Raw genomic sequence first — 25918 nt, forward strand, 5'->3', positions numbered from 1 at the left:
CTCAGGGAGTCCGGGCGGCAGCCGTCACCCGTACGAACCGCAGGATGCGGGCTCGCTCAGGTCGATTGCAGGAAGGGTGCTTGGTCGAAAAGGGCTACAGGAAAAGGACTACAGCTTGCAGCCGCGCGCCGGGTCTTCGAGGGCTGCAGCGGCAATGCTCATCACCTGGTTTTCGCCGTGCTCAACCTTGCGCAGATAGATATCCTGCACCGGGTTATGTGCCTTGGAGAAGGTGAACAGGCCGCGGGGGCTGTCAATGGTGCTGGACTCCATCGCCTGAATCAGCGCCTTGCGGTCACTGATATCGCCGCCGAGCTTGTCTATCGCCTGGGCGATCAGCTGGCCGGCATCGTAACCCTGTACCGCATAGATATCGGCCGGCTTGCCGAAGGCGTCCTGGTACTGCTGGCGGAATTTCTGGTTGGTGGGATTGTCGAGGTTGTCGGCGTAGTGCAGGGTGGTGAGAATGCCTTCGGCGGCATCGCCCTGGGCGTCAAGGGTGCCTTCGGTCAAAAAGCCGGAGCCGAGCAGGGGAATCTTGCCCTTGAGACCCAGGGCATCGTAGTCCTTGACGAACTTCACCGCGCCACCGCCGGCAAAGAAGACAAAGACCGCATCGGGTGCGGTCGCTGCGATATCGGTGATGTAGGGCTGAAACTCGGTTTTGGGAAAGGGCACCAGAATCTGCTTGACGATCTCGCCACCGCCGGCGGTGAAGGACTCCTCAAAGGCCTCGAGGCTTTCCTTGCCCATGCCGTAGTTCCAGCTCATGGTGACGACTTTCTTGTAGCCGGCATCAAGCGCGACCTTGCCCATGGGGTAGGACGGCTGCCAGGACGAGAAGGAGGTGCGAAAGACGTTGGGCGCACAGAGCGGCCCGGTCGCGGCGGCGGCGCCGGCGTTGGGGATGATCATGATCGCATCGGTGTTGCGCAGTACCTTGGACATGCCCATGGCAACACCGGAATGTACGGGCCCGATAATAAAGTCCGCCTTGTCCTTGTCCAGCAGGGACGATGCCAGCTCCGGCGCACGCTCAGGCTTGGCTTCGGTATCCAGTTCCAGAAATTCAATTTCGCGGCCGTGCAGCTGGGCAGCGTTCTGCTGCAGTGCCAGTTTCAAGCCATTGCGCCCGGCATTGCCAAGGGCGGCATAGACACCGCTGAATGGCAGCATGACGCCCACCTTCACCGGCTCTGCGGCGTTCACGGCAGTAGTGGCAGTAGCGCCGAGCAGGCCGGCGGTTGCACAGGCCGTGACGAGGTGGCGCAGTCTGTTCTTGTTGTTCTGCATGGCGGAAGACTCCCTTGAGTATTCGATTTATGGCGGGAGACCCATTATTAGATCGAGCTCTGTCTGGGAAATAGCCATTGCCTGCACCCTTCTATCCGTTAAATGCAAGGCTGGATAGTGGGCGCTTATTCTCTAGGAGGCTGTCCGGTTCAGCCTCGCAGAAGCGCCTCGCAGCGATTTCTGGATCGGCGTATGGGGCGTTATTTGATTAGACCTGATGCCGCATAGCCGCAGGCACCGCCCGGCTCCAGGCTGCAGACTGTCTCTGTTGTCATGCAGGCCACAAGACCCGGCGATCGGGCGAATCACCAATCATTTTTCACCTTGATCCTTTCACCTCACCACTTTTACCTGAATTTCACGCCATGCAGGAAAGGGATAAAGGCTGTCACAAACTGGATAGTGGCCGGCAGGGCTCCCGCCGTAAGCTGGATGCAAATGAGGAGGGCACCCCATGCATTCTCAGCTGTTGGCATCATCCATTCGTGGGATGACTGCTACACAGGAACTGTTAGCCAGGTGCCAGCCTTGTCATTGGCGAGGGATACATGTGGCGGTAGGGAATTCAGCCTGCGCCGTCGTATCAAACTGCCCAAGGCCGTTAAGCCGCCCAGATGATTACCACGCAGGTCAGTGCGCCCTGCAAAAAAGACGCTGCGTAAGTGCTATCTAAAACAAGAGGGAGTGAACGATATGACGACCAAACTCGACAAGCTCGCAGACAAGGTGCGCAACGCCGTTGTCGCCGACCCAGAAACCGGTCGCTATCAGTGCGATCGCGGCATTTTCACGGATCAGGAACTGTTCGATCTGGAAATGAAGTACATCTTCGAAGGCAACTGGGTGTATCTGGCGCACGAAAATCAGATTCCGAATCCGGGTGATTACTACACCATCACCGTGGGTCGCCAGCCGGTGGTTATCACCCGCGCCAAAGATGGCGAACTCAAGGCGCTGCTGAACACCTGCTCCCACCGTGGCGCCACATTGTGCCGCAAAAAACGTGGCAACAAGGCCTCCTTCACCTGTCCGTTCCACGGCTGGACATTCCGTAACGATGGCAAACTGCTCAAAGCCAAAGACCAGAAGACGGGCGGCTATCCGGAACAGTTTAATACCGAAGGTTCACATGACCTGAAGCAGCTGCCGAAGTTCGTCAATTACAGGGGTTTCCTGTTCGGCAGTCTCAATGACGATGTGGCGCCACTGGAAGAGTACCTGGGTGAAACAACCAAGATCATCGACAACATTGTGGATCAGTCGGAAGACGGTCTGGAAGTTCTGCGCGGCAGCTCGACCTACACCTACGAAGGCAACTGGAAACTGACCGCTGAAAACGGCGCTGACGGCTATCACGTGGGCACGGTGCACTGGAATTATCTGTCCACCATGGGGCAGCGGGACTACGACAAGGGTGGCACCGAGGCGGTAGACGCCAAGAGCTGGTCTGCCGATGGCGGCTTCTATTCCTTTGAAAACGGCCACATGATGCTGTGGACCCGTCTGCTAAACCCGCAAGTACGTCCGATCTTCACCCAGCTGGATCGTCTGAAAAAGACTTTTGGCGAGGCGCGTGCCGATTCCATTGTTGGCACCACCAAAAACCTTTTAGTGTACCCGAACGTCTATCTGATGGATCAATTCTCCACACAGATCCGGGTGACGCGCCCGATCGCTGTCAACAAGACAGAAGTGACCATCTACGCCTTTGCTCCGAAAAACGAGCCGGCAGAACTGCGTGCCAAGCGTATTCGTCAATATGAAGACTTCTTCAACGTGACAGGCATGGGCACCCCGGATGACCTGGAAGAGTTCCGGGCCTGCCAGAACGGTTACGAAGCAGGCGGCATGCGCTGGAACGACATGAGTCGTGGTGCCAACCAGCACTGGATTGACGGCGCGGACGAACACGCCAAACAGATCGACCTGAAGCCCATCATGAGTGGTTCCCGGCCGGACGATGAAGGCCTGTACGTGAACCATCACCAGCACTGGCAGGTTGAGATGATCCGTGCCATAGATGCCGAACGTGCCCGTTTAATTCCCGTGACTTCAGAGGAGACCTCCGCATGAGCCAGAGCTACCACGACATTGAGCAGTTCATTATTCGCGAGGCCCGCTTTCTGGACGACCGGGAGTGGGACAACTGGCTGGCCTGCTATCACGAGGACGTGAGCTACTGGATGCCCGCCTGGGATGACGAGGATGAGCTGACTGAAGATCCGCAAACCGAGATCTCGCTCATCTACTATCCCAATAAAAAGGGCCTGGAAGACCGGGTATACCGGATCAAGACCGAGCGTTCTGGCGCCAGCACCTTGCCACAGCCACGCACCACCCACTTCACCAGCAACCTGGAGATTCTGTCCCAGGATGACAAGGAAGTGAAGCTGCGGTTTAACTGGCTGACCAAGGCCTACCGCTACAAAACAATGGCTGAGTTTTTCGGAACCTCTTACTGCACCCTGGATATCACTGGTGCGCAGCCGCTGATCCGCGAGAAGAAGCTGGTTCTGAGCAACGATTGCATCAATCAGGTGCTTGACATTTACCACCTGTAATTGATGGGAGAGCATCATCATGAGTTATAACATTGCCCTGAATTTTGAAGACGGCGTTACCCGTTTTGTGACCTGCAAGGAAGGTGAAACAGTTCTTGATGCCGCCTACCGTGCGCAGATAAATCTACCCATGGACTGCTCCGATGGCGTTTGTGGTACCTGTAAAGGTAGCTGCCATCAAGGCAAGTTCGACCTGGGTGATGAGTACCTTGACGAAGCGCTGTCAGAGGAAGAAGCCGAACAGGGCATGGTCCTGACCTGCCAGATGGTGCCCTCCAGCGATTGCGTGGTGGACGTGCCCGTGGCGTCCACCATGTGCAAGACCGGTAAGGCGCAAGTGACCGGCACGGTAGCGGAGGTCAAGCTGATTTCAGCGACCTCCATCGAACTGAAAATCACCGCCGATAGTGATATTGCCTTCCTGCCGGGCCAGTACGTGAATATCCAGGTGCCGGGCACTAAAGAAGTTCGAGCCTATTCGTTCAGTTCCCTGACCGGTAGCCGGGACCTCAGCTTCCTGATCCGCAATGTGCCAGGCGGCTTGATGAGCTCCTGGCTGGTGGATACGGCCAAGCCCGGCGACAAGGTCAGTCTGACAGGCCCTATGGGCGTGTTTTACCTGCGCCCGATCGAGCGCCCCATTCTGATGCTGGCCGGTGGTACCGGGCTGGCACCCTTCCTGGCCAAGCTCGAGTATATGAAGGCCCAGAATCTTACCAGTCAGCCCACGCACCTGATTTACGGTGTGACCAACGACGAAGATCTGGTGTATGTGGCCGAACTTGAGAAGTTTGCCCAAGAGATGGACAACTTCAGCGTTCGCACCGTAGTGGCCAGTGCTGAGAGTGGGCATCCACACAAGGGCTATGTCACCAATCATATGGATGAGGCACCGATTAACGACGGTGATGTTGATGTGTACCTCTGTGGCCCGCCTCCAATGGTGGATGCCGTGCTGCATTATTTCCGGGAACAGGGCATTAAACCGAATTCCTTTCACTATGAGAAATTCACCGCCAGCGCACCCGGGGAGTAAGCCGCATGAAAGCCCGTTTTACTCAAAAGGTAATGGTGATTACCGGGGCCGCGCAGGGTATCGGCAAGCGTGTGGCAGAACTGGCGGCCGCAGAAGGTGCCAGGCTGTTGCTGGTCGATATCACGGATCATATACAGAGCGTTGCGGCACAGCTGCGTGAGCAGGGTGCCGACGCCGTAGCGGTTCAGGCCAACCTTGAAACCTGGGCCGGGGCGCAAGCCATTATGGACGAGGCCCACAAGCACTTTGGCCGTATCGACATTCTGATCAACAATGTTGGCGGCACCATCTGGGCACAGCCGTTCGACCAGTACACGCCGGAGCAGATCGAAAAGGAAATCCAGCGCTCGCTGTTTACCACGCTCTGGTGCTGCCGTGCTGTATTGCCCTACATGCTGGAGCAAAAGGGCGGGGTGATTGTAAACGTATCCTCCGTAGCCACGCGCGGCTTGATGCGAGTGCCTTATGGTGCGGCCAAGGGCGGCGTGAACGCCATGACCGTGAACATGGCGTACGAGTATGCGCCACACAACATCAGGGTGAATGCCACAGCTCCTGGCGGTACCGAAGCGCCTCCGCGGCTGACGCCACGCAATACACAGGCGCAAAGCGAGCAGGAAAAGGGGTGGTATCAGCAGTTGGTTGACCAGACCAAGGAAAACAGCCTGATGCACCGCTACGGCACTTTGGACGAGCAGGCGGAGCCAATCCTGTTTTTGGCATCCGACGCCGCCAGTTTCATCACCGGCACCATTGTCCCGGTAGCAGGGGGAGACCTGGGTTAAGGTGCGCCGCTACTCAGTGTCCGACGCGACATAAGAGTTTCGCGACGAGCAACCTGAGATTTGGCGCCTTGATACAAGTTTCAGTTATTAGGCAGCCAGTCTGACTGTGTATGTACAAGGATGTACGGTATGCCGCGGGCGCATGGATGCGCAAGAGTGGCGATGGCCCCGGCGCTTAAGCGTGCGGGGTCTTTTTTTCTTAAGCAGAGCCTGCCCGGATAACAACAACGGATTCATACTTATGTCGAGACTTCTGCGAGACCTTTCTGTGCCGGCGGTCGTCGCCGGTCTTGTGGCCGTGCTGGTGTCCTATTCGGGGCCTTTGGCGATCTTTTTCCAGGCCGCCCAAAGCGCCGACATATCCCCCGAGATGATGACGTCCTGGGTCTGGGCCATTTCCATCGGTGCCGCCATTTCCGGTATCGGACTCAGCCTCTGGCTGCGGGTGCCGATTGTCACCGCCTGGTCGGCGCCGGGCACGGCGCTGCTGGTATCGCTGTTTGCGCAGCTGTCGATCAATGAGGCCGTGGGTGCCTATATCACGGCGGCGCTGATCATTTTTGTCATCGGCATAACGGGTCTGTTTGACCGCGTCATCAGCCTGATTCCGCGCAGCGTGGCGGCGGCCATGATGGCCGGCATACTGTTTGATTTCGGCCTCGGCGCCTTCCGTGCACTGGAATCCATTCCGCTGGTGGCCATTGCCATGGTGCTGGCCTACCTGGTGCTCAAGCAGTTCAGCCGCAGCTATTTTCTGGTGCTGCTGTTCGGTGTCGGTGTACTGCTGTCGCTGGTCGCGCTGGATGCCGATCTCAGCCGGCTGGAATGGAGCCTTGCGAGCCCGCAGTTCATTGCCCCGGTCTGGACCTGGCATGCCACCCTGAGCCTCGCGCTGCCGCTGGTGATCGTCAGCCTTACCGGGCAGTTCCTGCCGGGTTTCGCGGTACTTAAAACCTCGGGCTATCAGGTCTCGACGCGTCCGATCATTAGTGCTTCCAGCCTGGTGTCCATCCCCATGGCATTTTTTGGCGGCATTACCACAGTGGTTGCTGCCATTACTGCATCCCTGTGCACCGGCCCCGATGCCCATCCGGACCCCGCCAAGCGCTATGTGGCCGGTATCGCCAATGGTGTCTTCTATCTGATCGGCGGCTGCTTCGCCGGCTCCATCGTGCTGTTTTTCTCGATCTTTCCGGCCCAGATGATTGCGATCCTCGCGGGCCTGGCGCTGCTCGGGGCGATCAGCGCCAGCCTGAGCACGGCAATGCAGGACAGGGGGCAGCTTGATGCCACGCTGATCACCTTCATGACCACCGCCTCGGGGGTCACGGTGTTCGGCATAGGCGCGGCCTTCTGGGGTGTGGTGCTGGGCTCTGTGGCCTATGGCGTGATGAACCGGGGCGCCGCCCTGATCGGCGCGCTGGCCCGGGAATAGGGCCAGGCAGGCGGCAAAGACCTGGCACCTTGGCGGGGCACGAAAAAAGGGCCATCAGTTCGCTGATGGCCCTTTTTCTGTATCGTCTGCTACAACTGTCAGCGCTTTATCATTAAGGCGTGCTTAGACTCTTTTGATGGATCAGAGCCGTTCGAAGATCACCGCGATACCCTGACCACCGCCGATGCACATGGTCACCAGGGCATACTTGCCATTGGTGCGGTGAAGCTCATAAATCGCCTTGGTTGCGATAAAAGCGCCGGAGCAGCCGATGGGGTGACCCATGGCAATGGCGCCGCCGTTGGGGTTGGTTTTGGCAGGGTCCAGTTCCAGCCCCTTGGCCACGGCCAGGGCCTGGGCGGCGAAGGCTTCGTTGGACTCGATTACGTCCATCTGGTTGAGGTTCAGGCCGGCCTTCTTCAGCGCCAGACGGGACGCCGGAATCGGGCCTTCACCCATGATGTGGTTCGGTACGCCGGCCACGGCGTAGGACACCAGGCGAGCCAGGGGTGTCTGGCCGGCCTTGGCGGCGGTGTCGGCATTGGCCAGCACCATGAAGGCGGCGCCATCGTTGAGGCCTGAGGCGTTGCCGGCGGTAACGGTGCCGTCCTTCTTGAACGCCGGGCGCATCTTGGCCAGGGTTTCCATAGTGGTGCCGGCTTTGACGTGCTCGTCGGTATCGAAGGTGATATCGCCCTTGCGGCTTTTCAGCGTCACCGGCACGATCTGGGATTTGAAGCGGCCTTCCTCGATGGCAAGGGCTGCACGGCGGTGGGATTCCACGGCCACGGCATCCTGGTCTTCACGGCTGAAGTTCCATTTTTCCGCCAGGTTCTCGGCGGTAATACCCATATGACCGACGCCGAAGGGATCGTTGAGGGTCGCTACCATCATGTCGATCATGGTGGTATCGCCCATGCGCGCGCCGGAGCGCATCGCCGGGGACAGGTAACCGGCGCGGGACATCACCTCAACGCCGCCGCCGACGCCGTATTCACAGTCGCCGAGCATGATCGACTGGGAGGTGGATACGATGGCCTGCAGGCCAGAACTGCACAGGCGGTTGACCGCCATGGCGACGGATTCCATCGGCAGACCGGCCTGGATCGAGGCCACGCGCGCCACATAGGCGAAACGCGAATCGGTGGGAATACAGTGACCGGCGGTCACATAGTTGATCTGCTGCGGGTCCACTTTAGAGCGCTCTACCGCCGCCTTCATCACCTGGCCGGCCAGTTCCGCAGGCTCTATCTGGCTCAGGCCGCCACCAAAGGTGCCGATGCCGGAACGGGTAGCGCTGAGTACAACAACATCATGACTCATTGTTCTTTTCTCCAGATGTGGATGCCGGCCCGGGTCTTCTTTTGGACGTGTCTCGCCCAGTGCAAAGGTTCATCGGTAACCGGAGGGGGACATTGATTACAAGCGTTTGGGCAGCGTAAATCAAGCGTGAATTGGTCTAGCAGATTGTCGGACTTACCACTGATATACTCGGCTGGGCCATCTGGCCGGGGTGCGGGAAAATAAAGCTATGCTCTAAGGGGGAGAGGTTAGAGCGCCGGTTTGTTATCGATTGACGGGCGCTGAGCAAGTAGCCAAAGAGCAGATGCATCGCGTTATCAGGGAACGACAGACCCGGTTTCTGCACAGGTTTTTGCCGTGTGATGCGGCGCAAGCGGGAGTCCGGGGTCTTATGTTTTGTAGCCAGTGCGCCTTTGAAAATCCGCCGGGTTCCAAGGTCTGTGGCCAGTGTGCCGCAGTGCTCGATCCGGTGTGCCCGGCCTGTGGCAGCAGTGTTATGGAAACGGCGAAATTCTGCAGCGAATGTGGCGCCGCGCTCCACGCAGAAGGCCAGCCTTCGCGCAAAGGTGTGACAGGCACTTCCCGGGTATCGGCCCCGATTGGCTACACGCCGGCCCACCTCACCGAACGTATACTTGCCGAACAGGCCGCCCTGCAGGCCCGTGCCGCGGCGAACGGCGAGCGCAAGACCATCAGCGTGCTCTTTGCCGACATGGCTGGCTCCACTGCCCTGATTCAGGGTCTGGATCCCGAAGAGGTGCGTCAGCTGATAGACCCGGTACTGGCGCTGATGATGGATGCGGTGCACCACTACGAAGGCTATGTCGCCAAATCCCTGGGAGATGGCATCCTGGCGCTGTTCGGGGCGCCGATTGCCCATGAGGATCACCCGCAGCGGGCGCTCTATGCGGCGCTTCGAATGCAGGACGCCATGCGCCTCTATGCCGACCGGCTGCGCCTGGATCAGGCTATACCACTGCAGATTCGCGTCGGCATTCATACCGGTGAGGTGGTGGTGCGGGCCATTCGTACCGACAGTCTGCAGACGGACTATGACCCGGTGGGACAGACCATCCACATTGCCTCGCGCATGGAGGGTATCGCGGTTCCGGGGTCGATCGTTGTCAGTGAGTCCACCTACCGGCTGACCGACGGCTATCTGGCCTTCAGGCCACTGGGGGTGACACCGGTCAAGGGCATGTCCGAACCCCAGGCGGCATTTGAGGTGCTGGGACTCGGCCCCCTGCGAACCCGCCTGCAGGTATCTGCCGAGCGCGGGCTGGTGCCCTTTGTAGGTCGCAGGCCGGAGCTGGCGCAGCTGCAGTATTCGTACGATCAGGCTTGTGCCGGGCTCGGGCAGGTTGTCGGCGTGGTTGGCGAGCCGGGTGTCGGCAAGTCGCGGCTGTTCTACGAATTCACCCTTGGGTCTAAGGACAGTTGCCTGTTGCTGGAAACCTTTTCCGTGTCCCACGGCAAGGCGTTTGCGTACCGGCCGCTGATCGAGCTGCTGCGCAACTACCTGCAATTGAGTCCGCAGGATGATGAGCGCCGCCGGCGCGAGATGATGACCGGCAGAATACTGACGCTGGATCGCGCCCTGGAAGACTGCCTGCCCTATCTGTTTTATCTTCTGGGGCTGGCCGAATCGAACTCGCCCCTGGCACAGATGGATTCTGCACTGCGGCGCGCCCGAACCTTCGATGCGTTGCGCCGGGTGCTGCTGCGCGAAAGCGTTAACCAGCCACTGCTGCTGGTATTCGAGGATCTGCAATGGCTGGACCAGGAAACCGAGGCATTTCTGGAGTATTTTCGCGCCGGCATCGCGTCTGCGCGTATTTTACTGCTGGTTAACTATCGCCCCGAATACCGCCACGACTGGGCGCAAAGCAGCAATTACGCCCAGCTAATGCTGCAGCCTCTGGGGCAGCAGGAAACAGAGGAACTGCTGGACGCTCTGCTGGGGCTCGATGCATCGTTGGGCGCACTCAAGCCCCGCATTCTGGCGCAAACCGGGGGGAATCCGTTCTTTATCGAAGAGGTGGTGCAGACGCTGGTGGAAGAGCAGCTGCTCAGTGGCAGTGCCGGGCACTATCGGCTCGATCAGACACCGGACAATCTGCATATTCCCACCACGGTTCAGGGGGTTCTGTGTGCCCGTATTGATCGGCTGTTGGCCACGGAGAAAACCCTGCTGCAAACCCTGGCGGTGATGGGCAAGGATTTCCCCTGGAGCCTGATACAGCGTGTGGTTGAGCAGCCGGACGACGTTCTGCGGCGCGGGCTTGCCCGGTTACAGGCGGGTGAGTTTATCTACCAGCATCCGGGATTCCCGGAGATTGAGTACAGCTTCAAGCACGGCCTGACGCAGCAGGTGGCCTACGGCACCCTGCTGCTGCAACGCCGCCGCCAGTTACATGAGCGTACGGCCCAGGCCATGGAGATCCTGTTTCAGGATGTGCTGGAGCAACACTGCAGTGAGCTCGCCTGGCACTATGGCCATAGCGACAACACCGCCAAGGCGGTGGAGTACCTGCAGCGCGCTGGCTACCAGGCGGCACAGCGCTCGGCCAATCATGAAGCCATGACCCATCTGGGCCAGGCGCTGGAATTGTTGCAGTCTCTGCCCGAATCGCCCCAGCGTGACCACTGCGAACTGGCGCTGCAGATAGTGCTGGGCCCTATCTACATGGCCAGCCTTGGCTATGCCGCGCCCGAGGTTGAAGGCACCTATAGTCGGGCACTGACGCTGGCCCGCCGTCTGGGCGAAGCGCCGCAACTGTTCTCGGTGCTGGTGGGCTTGCGGCGTTTCTACAATCTGCGGGCAGAGTTTGGCCGTGCCCAGGAAGTTGGCCTGCTGTTGCTGAGTCAGGCCCAGAGCAGCGCAGATCCGGATCTGCTGCTGGAGGCCCATGCGGCCATAGGGCCCACCTGCTTTTTTATGGGCGATTTCGCTGCCGCCAGGCGTCACCTCGAGGCGGTATGCCAGGGCTATAACCCGCAGCGACACCGGCATCATGCGTTCGATTACGGCATGGACCCCGGTGTGCTGGGACACAATTTCATGGCCTGGGTGCTGTGGTTTTGCGGTCAGCCGGATACCGCCATGCGTCGCTGTGAAAAGATGCTCTCGCTGGCAGAAAAAGTTAATCACCCCTTTAGTCTGGCCTTTGCCCTGGGCTATGCCGCCGAGCTGTATCAGCTGCGCGGAGAGGTCGAACGGGTGCGCGAACGGGCCGAGGCCGCAGTGGCGCTCTCGATCGAACAGGGATTTCCGTACTGGCAGGCCCAGGGCGGCGTGCTGCTCGGCTGGGTAATGGCCGAGCAGGGCGATGCCGACCGCGGTATTGAGAAAATGCGCGCAGGTCTTGGCGCCTATCGTGCCAATGGGGCAGAACTCGGGTGCAGCTACCTGATGTCGCGCCTGGCTGAAGCCCTGCTCAGGGCAGGGCGGTTCGATGAGGCGCAGGCGGTGGTCAGCGAAGTCCTGGCACTCTGTACCTCTAATGGTGAGGGCTTTTACGTCGCCGAGCTGCATCGACTGCGCGGGCATATTGCGCGCGACTCCAATCTGAACACGGCTTCCCAGAGTGAGGCCGAACGCTGCTTCGAACAGGCCATTAGCATTGCCCGGGAGCAGGGGGCGCTTGCGCTGGAGTTGCGCGCGGTGACAGAGCTTGCCCGCCTGTGGCAGGCGCAGGGCAAGGCCGACGCTGCCCGGCAGTGCCTGGCGCCGATTTACAGCCGATTCTCAGAAGGCTTTGAAACTGCGGATCTGCGGGCTGCCCATATTCTGCTCGACAGCCTTGGGGGTGGCTCGGGGTTGCCTGAGACAGAGTGATTCGGTTCCAGCGAGCTTGCGCGCTGCTTTTTTGAGGTTCTTCGCGCTTTAGCGGAAAGCCGTAGGATGGGTTAGGCGCGCATTGCACAAACCTTGGCATTGCTCGAAGCCCAGTACGCACCCTAACCCATCGTTGGCGAGGGCGATATTCGACGCCCAGGCAAGGCTACACCGATATCCGATGCAGCTATGCGTGGGCGCATCTGCACTACTGGAACCAAGTCCCGAGCCATCCACGATGGGTTGCACCGCCTCAGTCTAGGGAAATGGGATGGACTCCCCCTCCATCCCATTTCCTTAGGTTGGTATACGGCAAGGCCACCACCGTGGCGGTTTTACCCATCCTACGACTTCATCGTGTTTTCCAGCTAAATCCGCAAAGAGTCTTTTTTAAGCGGACTCAGAGCTCTGCCAGGGGCTGGGTGATATGTTTTACCTCGAGGTAGGCGGCAAGACCCCAGGGACCCAGTTCACGGCCGATGCCGCTGCGCTTGAAGCCGCCCCAGGAGGTTTCGGGGCAGACCAGCTGCAAGCTGTTGATCCAGATATGCCCGGCCTGCAGCTGTTCGGCGATCCGCTGCGCTTTGGCGTTATCCTGGCTGATGATGCCGGCGGCAAGGCCGAAGTCGGAGTCGTTGGCAAGCGTTATGGCCTGGGCCTCGCTGCTGAAGGTACGCACGCAGAGCACCGGGCCGAAGATCTCTTCACGCCACAGGGCTGAGTCGGTGGGCACATCAACAAAGATGGTCGGCTCGATGAAGTAGCCCCGCTCGAAGCCTTCTGCACGCCGGCCGCCGGTCAGCAGTGTCAGGCCCTCGGCCTGGCCGCGTTCGATATAGCCCATCACGGTGTCGAACTGGGCCTTGCTCGTCAGCGGTCCCATCTGTACGCCTTCTTCGAAGGCATCGCCGAGTTTCAGCGCTTCGGTCGCGGCCTTGAGGCGTTGCAGCAGCTGCGGCGCGATGCTTTCGTGCACCAGCAGGCGCGAGGTGGCGGAACACATCTGGCCGGCATTGTAGAAAATACCGCCGAGGATCCAGTCCGTGGCTTGGTCAAGGTCGGCATCATCCATGACCAGCATCGGTGACTTGCCGCCGAGTTCCAGGCTCAGGCCCTTGACCTGCTTCGCCAGGCTCTGCATGACGATTTCGCCAACCCGGTTGCTGCCGGTAAAGGAAATCTTGGCGATATCCGGATGTGCGGTCAGGGCGCTGCCGACGTCGCTACCGCTGCCGCAGACGATGTTGATTACGCCTGCGGGCAGGCCGACGCTCTGTGCAATAGCGCCCAGCTGCAGCTCGACCAGGGGGGTGATTTCCGATGGTTTCAGTACCAGGGTACAGCCGGCGGCCAGTGCCGGCGCCACCTTCCAGGCGGTGGTGACGAAGGGGAAGTTCCAGGGCACGATCAGGCCCACAACCCCCGCAGGCTCCAGCCGGCTGGAAGATCTATAGCCCGGCATGGCCAGCGGCACCTCGGCGTTCTGGCGCGCATCGAGCTGTTCGGCCAGGCCCGCATAGTAATCCCAGGTGGCAATGGCATCGTCTATATCGATGCGGGCCTCGCTCAGGGGTTTGCCGTTGTTGCCGGATGACAGTGCCGCCAGTTCTTCGGCGCCGGCCTCTATGCGCCGGGCGATAGCCCGCAGGTAAGCACCGCGCTGGGCACCGCTGGTTTTGCTCCAGTGCGTGAATGCCGCTTTCGCCGCGCTAACGGCGCTGTCTATATCAGCCGGGCTGCCCGCGGCAACCTCGGCGATGACCGCTTCGGTGGCGGGATTAATCACCGCCAGGGTTTTGCCGGAGCTGGCGGCGACCCAGTCACCGTTGATAAATAAGGTGTCGTACATGAATTCGTATCCCCAGGGTCAGGCCGCAGTGAAGCCTGCGATAAAGTCGGCGTCTTCACGCACTTCGATAAGGGTCGGACGCCTGGCATCGGCGGCGACCAGCAGCTGTTGGCGCAGCGCGTCAAAGCTCTCAGGCGCAACCCCGTGACAGCCAAAGCCCCGCGCAATGGTCAGGAAGTCCGGCGTATAGATATCGACACCAATGCTCGGGATTTCGCGCTCCTGCATATAGCGCTTGATCTCACCGTAGCCGCTGTTGTTCCACAGCAGCACTATGATGGGGGCGCCGGCTTCAACTGCAGAGGCCAGCTCCGGCAGGGTAAACTGGATGCCGCCATCGCCGATCAGGGCGACAACGGGGCGTTCGGGCAGGGCCAGCTTGGCGCCGATCGCCGCCGGAAGGCCATAGCCCAGAGTGCCGTAGCCGGTGGACGAGTTGAACCAGCTGCGGGGTGACTCGGCCTCGTACAGATGATTGCCGGAATACACCGGCTGGGTCGAGTCGCCCACGATCACCACACCCGGCAGGTTCTGCTGTATCAGCTCGAGCACCTGTTGCTGGGCGCGCATCGGTTGTGTCCAGCTCTCGTCCAGCTCGGCCCGCACTGCCAGGCAGCGCTGTGCGCCAGTGCCGGGTGCGCGCAAGCTCTCCTGCTCAAGCTGCTGGCGCAGCGCCTGCATGGCAAGCCCTGCATCGCCGAGGATTGCCAGTTCCGCAGTGAAGTTGCGGCTCAGCTGCTCGCTATCGATATCGATACGTATCAGTGTGCCGGGGATTTGAAAGCCGCCGTCAAACACCACGTCGTAATCGGTCTCGCCAAGCTCGGTTCCAATGGCCAGTACCACATCGGCTTCGCGCACCAGGGTGCGTGCCGGTTCCAGCGACTGGTTCGAACCCAGTGACAGCGCATGCCCGGCGGGTAGCACGCCCTTGGCATTGATTGTCAGCAGGGTGGGGGCATCAAGCAGTTCGACCAGTTTGCGGGCATCATTCGCCGCATCGGCGCAACCGCCGCCGAGCAGCACCACCGGGTTTTGGGCTTCGCGCAGCATGGCTGCGGCCTGCTGGATCGCCTGGGGTGCCGCTGCCGGCCGGCTGGGCCTTGGCGCGAGCGCGCGGCTGATATGGTCGGCGGGCGCCGTGATGACATCCAGCGGAATTTCAATATGTACCGGGCGCGGTCGGGCACTGCTGAACAGGGCAAAGGCCCGGGCCAGCACCGCGGGCAGCTCATCCGGGCGCATCAGTGTGTGGCTGAATGCGCTGATTCCTGCGATGAGATTCTGCTGGGATGGCAGTTCGTGCAGGCGACCGTTGCCCAGGCCAAGCTGGGCGCGGGGGTTAACGCTGGAGATGACCAGCATCGGGATGGAGTCGGCGTAGGCCTGTGCCATGGCGGTGGCGATATTGGTCATGCCGGGGCCTGTAATGATAAAGCAGACCCCGGGCTGGCCGGTGACTCGGGCGTGGCCATCGGCCATAAAGCCCGCGCCCTGTTCGTGGCGCGGGGTGATATGGCGAATCTGCGTGGCCGGCAGACCACGGTAAAGCTCAACGGTATGGACGCCAGGTATGCCAAAGACCCTGTCTATGCCATAGGCTTGCAGCAGTTGTACCAGTACTTCTCCACAGGTGATCATCGTGCTCTCCTGAGAACCTGTCAGTGCGAGTTCAGTTAAACATTTGGAATAGGGGCCGTATCGGCCAGTGCCGCCGTTACCCGCTGGCGCTGGATGAGCGGCAGCGGGTTCAGGTTCAGAACACCAGTGTGTGGGCGATCAGTGCGATCAACGGCAGTGTGATCAGGGTACGCAGAATGAAGATGGCGAACAGTTCCAGCAGATTGAGCGGAATCTTCGACTTGAGCAGCAGCACGCCCACTTCCGACATGTAAATCAGCTGTGTCAGCGACACGCTGGCGATTACAAAACGGGTCAGTTCACTGTCGATACCCTTGCCCAGGACTGCTGGCAGGAACATGTCGGCAAAGCCGACCAGCATGGTGGGGGCTGCAGCGGCGGCTTCCGGAATCCGCAGTAATTCCAGCAGCGGAATGAACGGGTAGGACAGCCAGGTGAAGATAGGCGTGTATTCGGCCAGCGCCAGGGAGACGGTGCCGATAGCCATCACCAGCGGCAGCAGGCCGAACCAGATATCGGTGACGTTCATCAGGCAGCTCTTGCCCAGAGCGCCGGCGCCAGGCGCTGTCTGGGCGCGGCGAACCGCCTGCTCAAGGCCCCAGGAAAACAGGGAATGGCCCCTGGGCACGTATTCCTTGATCTGCTTGCCCGCAGTCGGATTGTAGTCGTCTTTTTTCCAGCTCAGCGGTGGCAGCCGTGGCGTGATGACGGCCGCAACAAGCCCCGTGACCACCACGGTCAGGTAGAAGGGCACGAACAGATGATCCAGGCCCATGAATGTGCTGATCAGCAGGCTGAAGGCGATGGAAGCGATGGAAAAATTGGTGGCAATAACGGCGGCTTCGCGCTTGGAGTAAAACCCCTGCTCGTACTGCTGGGTGGTGATCAGGACGCCGACGGTGCCGGAGCCCAGCCAGGAGGCGATGGCATCAATCGAGGAGCGACCGGGGAGCTTGAATACTTTGCGAAAAATGTTGCGCACCAGTGTGCCGATGAACTCCATGAAGCCGAAGTCCACCAGAAAGGGGAGCAGGATGGCGGCGAAAAAGAAGAAGGTGATCAGCACCGGGGTGAGATCCATCAGCATCACGCCGCCGGTGTTACGACTCCAGATCCATTCAGGACCCACTTCAAACAGCGTCATGGCAGCGAAGGCCGCACCCAGAACGCGTAGCGCCAGCCAAATGCCTTTGGGCGTGAAGACCTCGACCAGGGTGCTGTCCTTCTGCGCCCAGGCGGGCTTGAAGAGTGCGGCGACAAGCGCGGCGAGCGCCGAGATCACCAGCAATGCGGTGGCGAAGGCCGGCAGGTAGTCCTGGGTGGCATTTTTCAGCATATCGGCCAGTACACCCATGCCGATGGTGACCTTGTCGTCAACCAGGATGGGGGTCAGAAAGAACAGCACGCCGATCAGCGACGGGATGATGAACTTCAGATAGGCGCCAAGACCGTGCCCGCTGTGGGCATAGTCGCGGTCGCTCAGCAGCACGCCGGCGGCTTCCTGCTGGTCCAGGTGTTGATTCATCAGGAGATTCCTCGAATATTGTAGTTATTGTCTCAAATTCCGACAGGCGCCGTCTTGGTTGCGCCTGTCGGAGTGAGTGCTACTTGTCGTAGCGTACGCCCGGCATCACGCAGAGCATTTCGAACAGCAGGTTCGCGCCCAGCAGCGCGGTGTTGCCCGTGGTGTCGTAGGGCGGGGAAATTTCCACCATATCGCCGCCGACGATATCGAGTCCGCGGCAGCCGCGGATGATTTCCAGCCCCTGGGGCACGGTCAGCCCTGCGATCTCGGCGGTGCCGGTACCGGGCGCATAGGCCGGATCAAGGCCGTCGACATCGAAGCTGATGTAAACCGGGCCGCCGCCGACCTTGGCGCGGACTTCTTCCATCAGCGGTGTCAGGGACTTGTGCCAGCAGTCCTCGGCCGGAACCACACGAAAGCCCTGGTCACGGGACCAGTCGAACTCGTCGGCGCTGTAGCCGGTGCCGCGCAGGCCAATCTGCACCACGCGGTTGCAGTCCAGCAGGCCTTCTTCGGCGGCACGGCGAAAGGGCGTGCCATGGGCGATTTTCTCACCGAACATCTGATCGTTGATGTCGGCGTGGGCATCAACATGCACCATGCCAATGGGGCCGTATTTCTTGCGTAGCGCACGCAGTATCGGCAGTGCGATGGTGTGGTCACCACCGAGGGTCAGCGGCTTGCAGTTGTGTTCCAGCACGTCGTCGTAGAACGCTTCGATGATGTCCATGCTTTTGAGCAGGTTGAAGGTGTTGATCGGCACGTCGCCGATATCGGCCACCTGCAGGCTTTCAAAGGGGGCGGCAAAGGTGGCGACATTGTAGGGGCGCAGCATGCGGGATTCGTCGCGAATCTGGCGCGGTGCCAGGCGGGCGCCCGGGCGGTTGGAGGTGCCAATATCGAAGGGGACTCCAATAAAGGCCACATCCAGGCCCGCGGCGGTTTCCTGGGCGGGCAGACGCATCATGGTGGCGGGGCCACCGAAGCGGGGCATTTCGTTACCGCCCAGGGGCTGGTTGAAGCGGGAGTCCTTCATAGGGTTACCTTTTATTCTCTGTGTTCAGTTCGGTGGAGTAATGCTTTTGTACATAGCGAAAACCGTGCCAATAAAAATACCTATTATTTTCAATGTATTAGGGGTTTTTAATTCAGTTGTGAATTATCAGGGTCTGTTTTGTAATTCTAAATTGAATTAAAATTCAAAACTGAATCAGGGTTCTCTCGCAGAGAACAGTGGTTGTCGCCAACACACAGAAACGGAGGGAGCTTGATGACGGAGAAAACCACGTCGGTGGCTGACGCTGAGCTGGAACTGGTGCTGGAGAAATCCCGTGACAACATCATGATCACCGATGGCGACGGTCGTATTCTCAAGGCCGGCAGCAAGTGCGCCGTCATTTATGGGCGCGAAATCGAGCAGATGCTCGGGGGTTCAATCTACGACCTGGAACGCGAGGGTGTACTCAAGCCGTCGGTTTCGGCGCAGGTGCTCAAAAGTCACCGGGCGGTGCAGCTGATGCAGACGACGGAAACCGGCCGCACCGTGATGGCGGAGGGTTTTCCGCTGTTTGATGCAAAGGGGGCGCTGTATCGCGTCATCAGTTTTTCCCAGGACCTCACCGATCTGCAGCTGCTACAGCAGGAGTACGAGCTGTTGCAGCAAAAGCTGCAGCAGCGCAGCCTTGCCCACGATGCCGAGGTCATACAGGCGCAGGAGCTGACGTTTAAAAGCGCGCAGCTCAAGGAACTGTACGCCCTGCTGCAACGGGTGGCGCCCTCGGATGCAAATCTGCTGATGCTGGGGGAATCCGGTGTCGGCAAGACGGCCTTTGCTCAGCTGGCGCATCACCTGAGTCCGCGCAGGGACGGGCCTTTTATCGAGGTTAACTGCAGCGCCATCCCGGAAAATCTGTTCGAGTCGGAAATGTTTGGCTATGCACCGGGCTCCTTTACCGGTGCGTCGCGACAGGGCAAACCCGGGCTGATTGAACAGGCGCACCAGGGCACCCTGTTTCTTGATGAAGTTGGCGATCTGCCATTGTCCATGCAGGTCAAGTTGCTCAAGGTGCTGCAGGATGGCAAGGTTACGCGCATTGGCAGTACTGAGCCCAGGGTGCTGGATTTCCGTCTGATCAGCGCCACCAACAAGCCCTTGCAACAACAGGTGGAGGCGGGGCATTTTCGGCTGGATCTGTACTACCGGCTTAATGTGGTGCCGGTCACCATTGCGCCGCTGCGCGATCGGCCGGAGGATATTCCGTTGCTGCTGGAGCGGGTACTCGAACGCCTCAACGCCCGCTACCAGCAGCACAAGGTACTGGACAGCCGCGCCCGGCATCAGCTGATTCACTACGCCTGGCCCGGCAATGTGCGCGAACTCGAGAATGTGCTGGAGCGCTCTTATGTCGCCAGCCCAGGCACTGTGATTCACTATGACGAACCCGACCCTGTGCTCCGCGCCGGCGGCACCGCTCCCGCGCCTTCGTTGACGTCCGCGCAGCCCGCATCAGACTTGGACTCCGGGAGCGGTTTCAGCTCATTGCCAGAAGCGCTGGACGCATTTGAAAGGCAGCTGCTGCAGCAGGCACTTAAGCGCTGCAACACCACTTATGAGCTGGCCGATTACCTGGGGATCAGCCAGCCGACGGTGTTCCGACGGCTGCGCAAGCATGGCTTGCAGGTGAGCAAAGGCTAGCGTAGGCACGGCACGGCACGGCACGGGTTCAAGGGGCGCACCTCTGTAGTTAGTATATTCATTACAAATGGTGGTGCCGGAGGCATTTGATTTGTTAATGTTGGTGCCTGGGTTAAAGCGTGCGCCCAGGCTGACAAAACGGCGTGAGGATATTGCTTGAAAAATCTGCCTATGGATTTGCTGCGCACCTTCGTCACCATCAATGACCTGGGCGGTTTTACCCAGGCGGGGGAGGTGCTCGGGCGCTCGCAGCCGGCGGTCAGCCTGCAGGTCAAGCGGCTCGAGGAACTGCTGGCGGTGCAGCTGTTCAATCGTCACCAGGGGCTGCGTCTGACCGAAGAGGGGCAGATGCTCTACGGCTATGCCCGCAAGATACTGGATCTTAACGATACCGCCGTGTCGCAGCTGATGACCCCGGCGGTGAGCGGCTCGGTGCGTCTGGGGATCCCGAATGATTTCGAAGTGTCTTTCCTGCCCATGATGCTGTCCAAGTTCTCCCGCGCCTATCCCAATGTGATGCTGGATGTCAGCAGTGACCTGAGCCTGAATCTGCGGCGGGATTACCTGCGTGGCGCCTACGACATGGTGATGAGCATGGATGAGCACCCCTCGTCCGAGATTCTGCCGGGGGATGCCATTGTCGAGCCGCTGACCTGGGTCAGTGGTCCTGGGTTTCAGCTTGACCCGGCGGAGCCTGTTCCCCTGGTGCTCTATCCCAAGGGCTGCGTCTATCGCCACCATATTACCGAGGCGCTGAACAGGGCCGGGATTGCCTGGCGCGTTCTGTACTGTACCTCGAGCCTGCTGGGGATACAGTCGGCCATTGAGGCCGGGCTTGGCATCAGTGCCCTGGCCAGTAACACTGTGCCGGGTATGTTGCGGGCCGACAGGGTGCTCGGGCACCTGCCGTCCCTGGGAGATGTGACCATCGGTTTCAATTACGAGGTGGCGAGCCTGTCGGCGGCCAGCGCCCGCCTGCTGGAATATCTGCGCGACGGGCTGCAGCAGAGTCAGCTGTATCATCCGCCACACCGGGTCTGACAGTTGCCATCAGGCAGGGTGAAGGTCTTCGGTGTTGAGATCAAACTCAAGCCCGCGGGCCAGACGATTCAGGGCAGAGGTCAGGCGCACCGGCGACAGCTTGCGGGTGAGTCTGGCGTGGATGCGGGCATGAAAGCCCTGTTCGCCCAGCAGGGGCGCGCCAACGAAATGCTGGTTGTACTGCTCAATCCTTGCACCGTGGCTTTCCAGAATCTGGCGGATGTCGTGATCCAGCCCAAGCCGAAAGCTGCCCCGCACTGCCAGTGACAACTGCTGGCCGCCGAACGGCGCATTCTCCAGGGTCTGGCGGCTGACGATATGCAGTCCCTGGGCGCTGAAGCTTTCCAGCCGTTGCCAGGCCCAGTCGGCATAGCTCTCTGGCAGCTGCAACTTCATCAGGCCGCTGATCCGGCCGTCCATTACCGCCAGCTGGCGGTCCAGTAACAGGCCTTCACTCAGGGCAATGGTTTCACTGAACTGCTGCAGCAGATCGGGGCAGTCAGGGCCTGCCAGGGTAATCAGCCAGGTGGTATTCATGGGTGCGCTTTTCCATATTTCTTGGTTGTGAAAATCGGCCGGGGCCCGTCTCTTTCGAGCGGGCCCCGGGGTCTCAGGTGGTTGAGTCAGTCGGTATTTCAGCCATGGCTCGCCTGGTTTCGGGGTTGCCCCTGAAGTTGTTGCTGCGAGAGCCCCGCTGACTGCGTTCTGGGTGATAGCGCGAAGGTCATCTGGCTTACCGCAACGTACATGAAGCTCGATACCGCGCAGCCGATCAGCGGCCCTTCAACCCAGCCCAGATCCGTAAACAGCAGACAGCCGCCGCTGGTGATGAGCCCCGAGAACATGGCCGCCAGTGCACCGTAGCTGTTCCCACGCCAGATGGACGAGATAAATACCGGTCCTATCAGTACTGCCAGCAGGGTGCCGGTGCCCAGAATACCGAGCCACGACAACATGAATGGCGGCGCGAACAGCATCATGACCAGGCCTGTGATGCCCAGCAGTGCCACGGCGCTGCGGTTGATCCACAGGACTCTTTCGTTGGAGGCGCCGCTGTTGGGAAAGAGCGCCAGGCGCAGATCGTGGGAGGCCGCCGATGAGATGGTGTGCAGCAGTGAGTTGGCGGTGGATTTCATCGCAAACAGGATAAAGAGCGTGATGATGCCGCCCAGTATCGGGTGCAGGTAGTGGCTCAGGTAGTAGGGCATGGCCTGATCGGCCTGGGCCAGTTCCGGATGCTTGGCGCGCACATAGAGACCGACGATCGGCACCAGGCTCAGCAGGCAGCCCAGTGGGGCAACCCAGATGGCCACCTGATGGAACTTGACGCCGGGCTTGAGCGCGAGAAAGCGCACCGCCATATAGGGCAGTACCGCGGTGAACAGGAATGCATAGGGCAGTACCAGGAAGACGGAGCTCTTGTTCTCGCCGTAGGGCTGGGCGCTGCTGGGGTTAAGCAGGCCTGGATCAATGGCATCCAGGCGCGCGACCAGCTCGGACGGACTCAGGTCGGTAAACATCTGCACCATCATGACAACGGCGCCCAGGGCCATGCCGCAGACCATCAGGGTGTCGGTCCAGGCCACGGCGGCGAGTCCGCCGAGCATGGTGTAGAGAATAATGACGCCGATCATCATGGTTGCGCTGCTGCCAAGATCGATGCCAAGCCAGGAGGCCCCCAGCAGGCCAACGGCCTTGATCTGGCTGGTGAGAAAGACCAGCAGCAGGACGATGGAGATCAGTGCCGCCACGCCCTGAACGAGGCGGGACAAAGGCCCGCTGCCGTGCAGCTGTGCAATGTATTGCGGGATGGTGCAGCTGCCGAGGCTGTCGGCCTGTTTGCGCAGAAAACTGGCAAAATACAGCACGGCGATCACCATGGCCGGTGCGAAAAAGAAGTTGCCGAGGATTTCGATGGCGCCAAACTCGAATGCAACGCCCGGTGAGCCCATAAAGCCCCAGCCACTAAAGCCGGTGGCAACGATGGTGCCGGCGCCAACGAAGGGCCCCAGGGAACGGCCTGCGACCAGAAATCCGGCTGCATCGTCTGATTTTACCGTACGGCTGGAGGCATAGCCTATATAGATCAGAATCGCGAAGGAGCCCAGTAGCAGGCCCCAGTTAAGCCAGTCATAAGTGTCCATATCGGTCTCCCTGTTATCAGTTTACCGAGGCGGATGAATTGGCCCGAAGTTCGCGCCAGCCATAGGACGCCGCGGTCAGCGTCAGCAGTACGGCATTGAGGATAAGGAACCAGTCCAGGGTCCAGGCGTTGATGAGCATGATGAGTTACCTTTGCTTGCGGGAGCGGTGCTCGCCGCGGATTATTTTTATAGTCGAGCTGTTGCTGTAGGCACTGTATTGGCGATTTTTCGGCTCTGTATCGGTGCTCTTGTTGAGCTGCGCTTGTTTAAGTGCTGGATGCTGTGGTGAAGATTCGGGCGCTTGGCCTGGGAGACACAGAGTGCTCGCAGGCCAAGGTCCGAAAGTGCACCGGGGCTGGAGGGCCCCGGCGAGAGCACCCCGTGGGGTAGAGCGCTCCCGTTGCGCAGGTGGCCTGTAAAAGGCCTGTTAGCCTTTAATGATGTTGTATTCGGGGCCGAACGGGAAACGGGTGATGTTTTCGGCGCTGGTGTCGCCCACCACCAGGATATCGTGCTCGCGGTAGCCACCGGCACCGGCGCGCCCTTCGGGGATCATCAGCATCGGCTCCATGGATACCACCATGCCAGGCTCCAGAACGGTATGGACATCTTCGCGCAACTCCAGACCCGCTTCACGGCCGTAGTAGTGGCTCAGGGTGCCGAAGGAGTGGCCGTAGCCGAAGGTGCGGTACTGCAGTACATCGTGCTGGGCGAAGATCTCGTTCAGCTCGGCGGCGATATCGCTGCAGCGTGCGCCCGGCTTGATCAGCTCCAGGCCGCGACGGTGCACCTTGCAGTTGATTTCCCAGAGTTCCAGATGACGATCGGAAGCATGTTCCGCGAACAGGGTGCGCTCCAGGGCGGTGTAGTAGCCCGCGATCATCGGGAAGGTGTTGAGGCTCAGAATATCGCCAGCCTCGACCTTGCGGGTGGTGACAGGGTTATGGGCGCCATCGGTATTGATGCCCGACTGGAACCAGACCCAGGTGTCCATCAGTTCGCCGTGGGGGAAGGTGCCGGCGATTTCGCGCACCATGGCCTGGGTGCCGGCCAGGGCGATTTCGAACTCGGGCACGCCCACGGCGATGGCATCGCGGATGGCCGCGCCACCAACGTCTGCCACGCGGGCACCCTGCTTGATCAGCGCGATTTCCTCGGCGGACTTGATCATGCGCATTTTCATGGTCGGCACGCCTATATCCACAAAGGTCGCTTCTGGCAGGGCGGCCTGCATCTTGTGCAGGTTCTGCAGCGGCATGTGATCGTGTTCGACACCGATTTTGCCACCGTCTTTTATCAGCTGTTTTACGGCGTAGAAGAAGTTGTCCTTCTGCCAGTCGGTGTAGATGACGTTGTCGCCCAGCTGGTTGCGGCGATACGGCTGGCCGCCGTCGATATTGGCGCTGATGCTGGTGTAGCTGTCCTGGGTGACAACCAGGCCGTAGTCACGGCCAAAGCGGCAATAGACGAAATCGCTGTAGTAGTTGATGTTGTGGTAGGAGGTAAAGAGCACGGCCTGGACATCATTTTCTGCCATGTAGCGGCGCAGCTTGTCGAGGCGGGACTGCAGTTCTGCCTTGCTGAAGGTCGGGCGTACTTTTTCGCCGTTGGGCAGCTGCAGGGTCTGAGGCATGCTTAGCATTGTGTTTGCTCCTGGTTATTCTTGTCGAAACAGTGGGGCCAGACGATATCCACTTCGGCTGAACGGGCGCAGTGCCCGGGCGTTTCGTTGGCTTGAACTGATCCTATCCCTGCTGCTGCCATATTAAAAATCAATAGTTAAAATGTAAGTATTTACAATATAAATGACAGGTTGCGAGGTGATGGCGGCGCATCTGTCGGTGGGGTTCGATCCGCATGGATTGATAGCTGTGGCTCGATAGCTGTGACGCCACAGCCTTGAAGTGGCCTGAGTGAACTCTAGGGAATGGAAGGCAGGGAATGCGGGGGATCAGTCGTTGGTGACTGCGACGCTGAAGGCCAGAATTGATTGCGCACAGCTACAGGACCTTGATGTCTTGCATGCAACTGAAGCTGCGGCCACCCGTGACAAGGGGGTGTCTACGGAAGTGGAGCTCACCCCTGCATGGCGTCAATCTGGCGGTCGAGTTTTTCGAGGATGCGCATCAGGTCGCGGTATTCGCTGGTATCCAGCGCGCTGATCAGACGACTTTCCCATTTCAGAGCCTGGGGCGCGAGTTCGTGGTAGAGCGCAAGCCCGGAGGATGAGAGTGATAAATAGGTGACGCGATTGTCCTGGGCGTCTTTCTCCTTGATCAGATATCCCTTGTCATCGAGCTGCTTTACGCCCCGCGAAACCTTGGACTTGTCCATCTGGGTGATGCGGCCGATATCTCGGGCATTGAGACGCTGATCCTCGGCGAGGCGGGCGAGAATGCGCCACTCAGGTATGGTGACGCCAAATTCGTCGCTGTTGTAGATCTGGGACAGGTTGTCGCTGATCCGCTTGGACAGGTTGACCATCCGGTAGGGGATGAACTGTTGCAGGATCAGGGATTTGTTGGACTGTTCGGGCATCGCTTCCACTCCGGACTCGCACTTGATTGGGGTATTTTCTCATCTGAGATGGTTTTCTGCAATTGAGCGAGGCCGGCGTCCACGCAGGGGTTGTGCAGCGCTGTTCACCGGCCAATCTCCTTCAACCCGCTGCGTTATGGCTACAGCGGCATCGAAACAACAGGAGTTTGTAGATCTGATAAAGGCATGGGTAAAGCAGGGTCTTTACAGCTAGTCTCATATGAGAGTATATTTA

The 25918-nt window shown here is 59.8% G+C and carries 19 protein-coding genes; 8 read left to right on the plus strand and 11 right to left on the minus strand.

Going from position 1 to position 25918, the window contains the following annotated elements; translation table 11 throughout:
• Nucleotides 1–108 precede the first annotated feature (108 nt).
• Nucleotides 109–1293, minus strand: a complete 1185-nt coding sequence (locus MRS74_RS03590; RefSeq protein ID WP_254578903.1) for an ABC transporter substrate-binding protein — start codon at nt 1291–1293, stop codon at nt 109–111.
• A gap of 693 nt (nt 1294–1986) precedes the next feature.
• On the opposite strand from MRS74_RS03590, the gene MRS74_RS03595 reads away from it, so the two are divergent.
• From MRS74_RS03595 to MRS74_RS03615, 5 genes are all read left to right on the plus strand, one after another.
• Nucleotides 1987–3366: a Rieske 2Fe-2S domain-containing protein gene (locus MRS74_RS03595; RefSeq protein WP_254578904.1), complete on the plus strand. Its 1380-nt coding sequence runs from the start codon at nt 1987–1989 to the stop codon at nt 3364–3366.
• Nucleotides 3363–3854: a benzoate 1,2-dioxygenase small subunit gene (benB, locus tag MRS74_RS03600; RefSeq protein ID WP_254578905.1), complete on the plus strand. Its 492-nt coding sequence runs from the start codon at nt 3363–3365 to the stop codon at nt 3852–3854. Before MRS74_RS03595 ends, benB begins: the two co-directional genes overlap by 4 nt.
• A gap of 19 nt (nt 3855–3873) precedes the next feature.
• Nucleotides 3874–4890 carry a benzoate 1,2-dioxygenase electron transfer component BenC gene (gene benC / locus MRS74_RS03605; RefSeq protein ID WP_256557763.1) on the plus strand — a complete coding sequence of 339 codons (1017 nt, stop codon included), beginning with the start codon at nt 3874–3876 and terminating at the stop codon, nt 4888–4890.
• Between the two features lie 5 nt (nt 4891–4895).
• Nucleotides 4896–5675: a benzoate diol dehydrogenase BenD gene (benD, locus tag MRS74_RS03610; RefSeq protein ID WP_254578906.1), complete on the plus strand. Its 780-nt coding sequence runs from the start codon at nt 4896–4898 to the stop codon at nt 5673–5675.
• 241 nt (nt 5676–5916) lie between these two features.
• On the plus strand, nt 5917–7110 hold the full coding sequence (locus tag MRS74_RS03615) for a benzoate/H(+) symporter BenE family transporter (RefSeq protein WP_254578907.1): 1194 nt from the start codon (nt 5917–5919) through the stop codon (nt 7108–7110).
• A gap of 141 nt (nt 7111–7251) precedes the next feature.
• Here MRS74_RS03615 and MRS74_RS03620 read toward each other — a convergent pair whose 3' ends face one another.
• Nucleotides 7252–8433: an acetyl-CoA C-acyltransferase family protein gene (locus MRS74_RS03620; protein WP_254578908.1), complete on the minus strand. Its 1182-nt coding sequence runs from the start codon at nt 8431–8433 to the stop codon at nt 7252–7254.
• Nucleotides 8434–8803: 370 nt separating this feature from the next.
• Between MRS74_RS03620 and MRS74_RS03625 the strand changes: the two genes are divergently transcribed.
• Nucleotides 8804–12250 (plus strand): adenylate/guanylate cyclase domain-containing protein, encoded by a 3447-nt coding sequence (locus tag MRS74_RS03625; RefSeq protein ID WP_254578909.1) that lies wholly within the window; start codon nt 8804–8806, stop codon nt 12248–12250.
• 400 nt (nt 12251–12650) lie between these two features.
• Here MRS74_RS03625 and MRS74_RS03630 read toward each other — a convergent pair whose 3' ends face one another.
• The 4 genes from MRS74_RS03630 to speB all read right to left on the minus strand — a co-directional run bounded on the left by MRS74_RS03630 (nt 12651) and on the right by speB (nt 18301).
• On the minus strand, nt 12651–14099 hold the full coding sequence (locus tag MRS74_RS03630) for an aldehyde dehydrogenase family protein (RefSeq protein ID WP_254578910.1): 1449 nt from the start codon (nt 14097–14099) through the stop codon (nt 12651–12653).
• 18 nt (nt 14100–14117) lie between these two features.
• Nucleotides 14118–15740 carry a 5-guanidino-2-oxopentanoate decarboxylase gene (locus tag MRS74_RS03635; RefSeq protein ID WP_254578911.1) on the minus strand — a complete coding sequence of 541 codons (1623 nt, stop codon included), beginning with the start codon at nt 15738–15740 and terminating at the stop codon, nt 14118–14120.
• A 115-nt stretch (nt 15741–15855) separates the two neighbouring features.
• Nucleotides 15856–17265, minus strand: a complete 1410-nt coding sequence (locus MRS74_RS03640) for a YjiH family protein (RefSeq protein WP_254578912.1) — start codon at nt 17263–17265, stop codon at nt 15856–15858.
• A 79-nt stretch (nt 17266–17344) separates the two neighbouring features.
• Nucleotides 17345–18301, minus strand: coding sequence for an agmatinase (speB, locus tag MRS74_RS03645; protein ID WP_254578913.1), 957 nt, complete (start codon nt 18299–18301; stop codon nt 17345–17347).
• A gap of 234 nt (nt 18302–18535) precedes the next feature.
• Here speB and MRS74_RS03650 point away from each other — a divergent pair, with 234 nt between their 5' ends.
• Both MRS74_RS03650 and MRS74_RS03655 read left to right on the plus strand, forming a co-directional pair.
• Nucleotides 18536–19960 (plus strand): sigma-54 interaction domain-containing protein, encoded by a 1425-nt coding sequence (locus tag MRS74_RS03650; RefSeq protein ID WP_254578914.1) that lies wholly within the window; start codon nt 18536–18538, stop codon nt 19958–19960.
• A 156-nt stretch (nt 19961–20116) separates the two neighbouring features.
• Nucleotides 20117–21001, plus strand: coding sequence for a LysR substrate-binding domain-containing protein (locus MRS74_RS03655; RefSeq protein ID WP_254578915.1), 885 nt, complete (start codon nt 20117–20119; stop codon nt 20999–21001).
• 9 nt (nt 21002–21010) lie between these two features.
• Here the strand turns inward: MRS74_RS03655 and MRS74_RS03660 are convergent, their stop codons facing one another.
• From MRS74_RS03660 to MRS74_RS03675, 5 genes are all read right to left on the minus strand, one after another.
• Nucleotides 21011–21538: an ACT domain-containing protein gene (locus tag MRS74_RS03660; protein WP_254578916.1), complete on the minus strand. Its 528-nt coding sequence runs from the start codon at nt 21536–21538 to the stop codon at nt 21011–21013.
• A gap of 98 nt (nt 21539–21636) precedes the next feature.
• Nucleotides 21637–23145 carry a sodium:solute symporter family protein gene (locus tag MRS74_RS03665; RefSeq protein ID WP_254578917.1) on the minus strand — a complete coding sequence of 503 codons (1509 nt, stop codon included), beginning with the start codon at nt 23143–23145 and terminating at the stop codon, nt 21637–21639.
• A gap of 16 nt (nt 23146–23161) precedes the next feature.
• Nucleotides 23162–23284, minus strand: coding sequence for a hypothetical protein (locus MRS74_RS23965; protein WP_256557764.1), 123 nt, complete (start codon nt 23282–23284; stop codon nt 23162–23164).
• A 288-nt stretch (nt 23285–23572) separates the two neighbouring features.
• Nucleotides 23573–24787 carry a M24 family metallopeptidase gene (locus MRS74_RS03670; protein WP_254578918.1) on the minus strand — a complete coding sequence of 405 codons (1215 nt, stop codon included), beginning with the start codon at nt 24785–24787 and terminating at the stop codon, nt 23573–23575.
• 434 nt (nt 24788–25221) lie between these two features.
• Nucleotides 25222–25683 carry a MarR family winged helix-turn-helix transcriptional regulator gene (locus tag MRS74_RS03675; RefSeq protein WP_254578919.1) on the minus strand — a complete coding sequence of 154 codons (462 nt, stop codon included), beginning with the start codon at nt 25681–25683 and terminating at the stop codon, nt 25222–25224.
• Between the last annotated feature and the right edge of the window lie 235 nt (nt 25684–25918).

The sequence above is a fragment of the Marinobacterium sedimentorum genome, assembly GCF_024267675.1.
GTDB classification, from domain to species: Bacteria; Pseudomonadota; Gammaproteobacteria; order Pseudomonadales; family Balneatricaceae; genus Marinobacterium_A; species Marinobacterium_A sedimentorum.

Excerpts from the sequence above, each read along its gene's own strand:
- MRS74_RS03615 (WP_254578907.1), top strand. The coding sequence starts at position 5,917 with ATGTCGAGACTTCTGCGAGACCTTTCTGTGCCGGCGGTCGTCGCCGGT.
- speB (WP_254578913.1), bottom strand. The coding sequence starts at position 18,301 with ATGAAGGACTCCCGCTTCAACCAGCCCCTGGGCGGTAACGAAATGCCC.
- MRS74_RS03670 (WP_254578918.1), bottom strand. The coding sequence starts at position 24,787 with ATGCTAAGCATGCCTCAGACCCTGCAGCTGCCCAACGGCGAAAAAGTA.
- MRS74_RS03650 (WP_254578914.1), top strand. The coding sequence starts at position 18,536 with ATGACGGAGAAAACCACGTCGGTGGCTGACGCTGAGCTGGAACTGGTG.
- MRS74_RS03620 (WP_254578908.1), bottom strand. The coding sequence starts at position 8,433 with ATGAGTCATGATGTTGTTGTACTCAGCGCTACCCGTTCCGGCATCGGC.
- MRS74_RS03630 (WP_254578910.1), bottom strand. The coding sequence starts at position 14,099 with ATGTACGACACCTTATTTATCAACGGTGACTGGGTCGCCGCCAGCTCC.
- MRS74_RS03590 (WP_254578903.1), bottom strand. The coding sequence starts at position 1,293 with ATGCAGAACAACAAGAACAGACTGCGCCACCTCGTCACGGCCTGTGCA.
- benD (WP_254578906.1), top strand. The coding sequence starts at position 4,896 with ATGAAAGCCCGTTTTACTCAAAAGGTAATGGTGATTACCGGGGCCGCG.
- MRS74_RS03660 (WP_254578916.1), bottom strand. The coding sequence starts at position 21,538 with ATGAATACCACCTGGCTGATTACCCTGGCAGGCCCTGACTGCCCCGAT.
- MRS74_RS03675 (WP_254578919.1), bottom strand. The coding sequence starts at position 25,683 with ATGCCCGAACAGTCCAACAAATCCCTGATCCTGCAACAGTTCATCCCC.
- MRS74_RS23965 (WP_256557764.1), bottom strand. The coding sequence starts at position 23,284 with ATGCTCATCAACGCCTGGACCCTGGACTGGTTCCTTATCCTCAATGCC.
- MRS74_RS03640 (WP_254578912.1), bottom strand. The coding sequence starts at position 17,265 with ATGAATCAACACCTGGACCAGCAGGAAGCCGCCGGCGTGCTGCTGAGC.
- MRS74_RS03635 (WP_254578911.1), bottom strand. The coding sequence starts at position 15,740 with ATGATCACCTGTGGAGAAGTACTGGTACAACTGCTGCAAGCCTATGGC.
- MRS74_RS03665 (WP_254578917.1), bottom strand. The coding sequence starts at position 23,145 with ATGGACACTTATGACTGGCTTAACTGGGGCCTGCTACTGGGCTCCTTC.
- benC (WP_256557763.1), top strand. The coding sequence starts at position 3,874 with ATGAGTTATAACATTGCCCTGAATTTTGAAGACGGCGTTACCCGTTTT.
- MRS74_RS03595 (WP_254578904.1), top strand. The coding sequence starts at position 1,987 with ATGACGACCAAACTCGACAAGCTCGCAGACAAGGTGCGCAACGCCGTT.
- benB (WP_254578905.1), top strand. The coding sequence starts at position 3,363 with ATGAGCCAGAGCTACCACGACATTGAGCAGTTCATTATTCGCGAGGCC.
- MRS74_RS03625 (WP_254578909.1), top strand. The coding sequence starts at position 8,804 with ATGTTTTGTAGCCAGTGCGCCTTTGAAAATCCGCCGGGTTCCAAGGTC.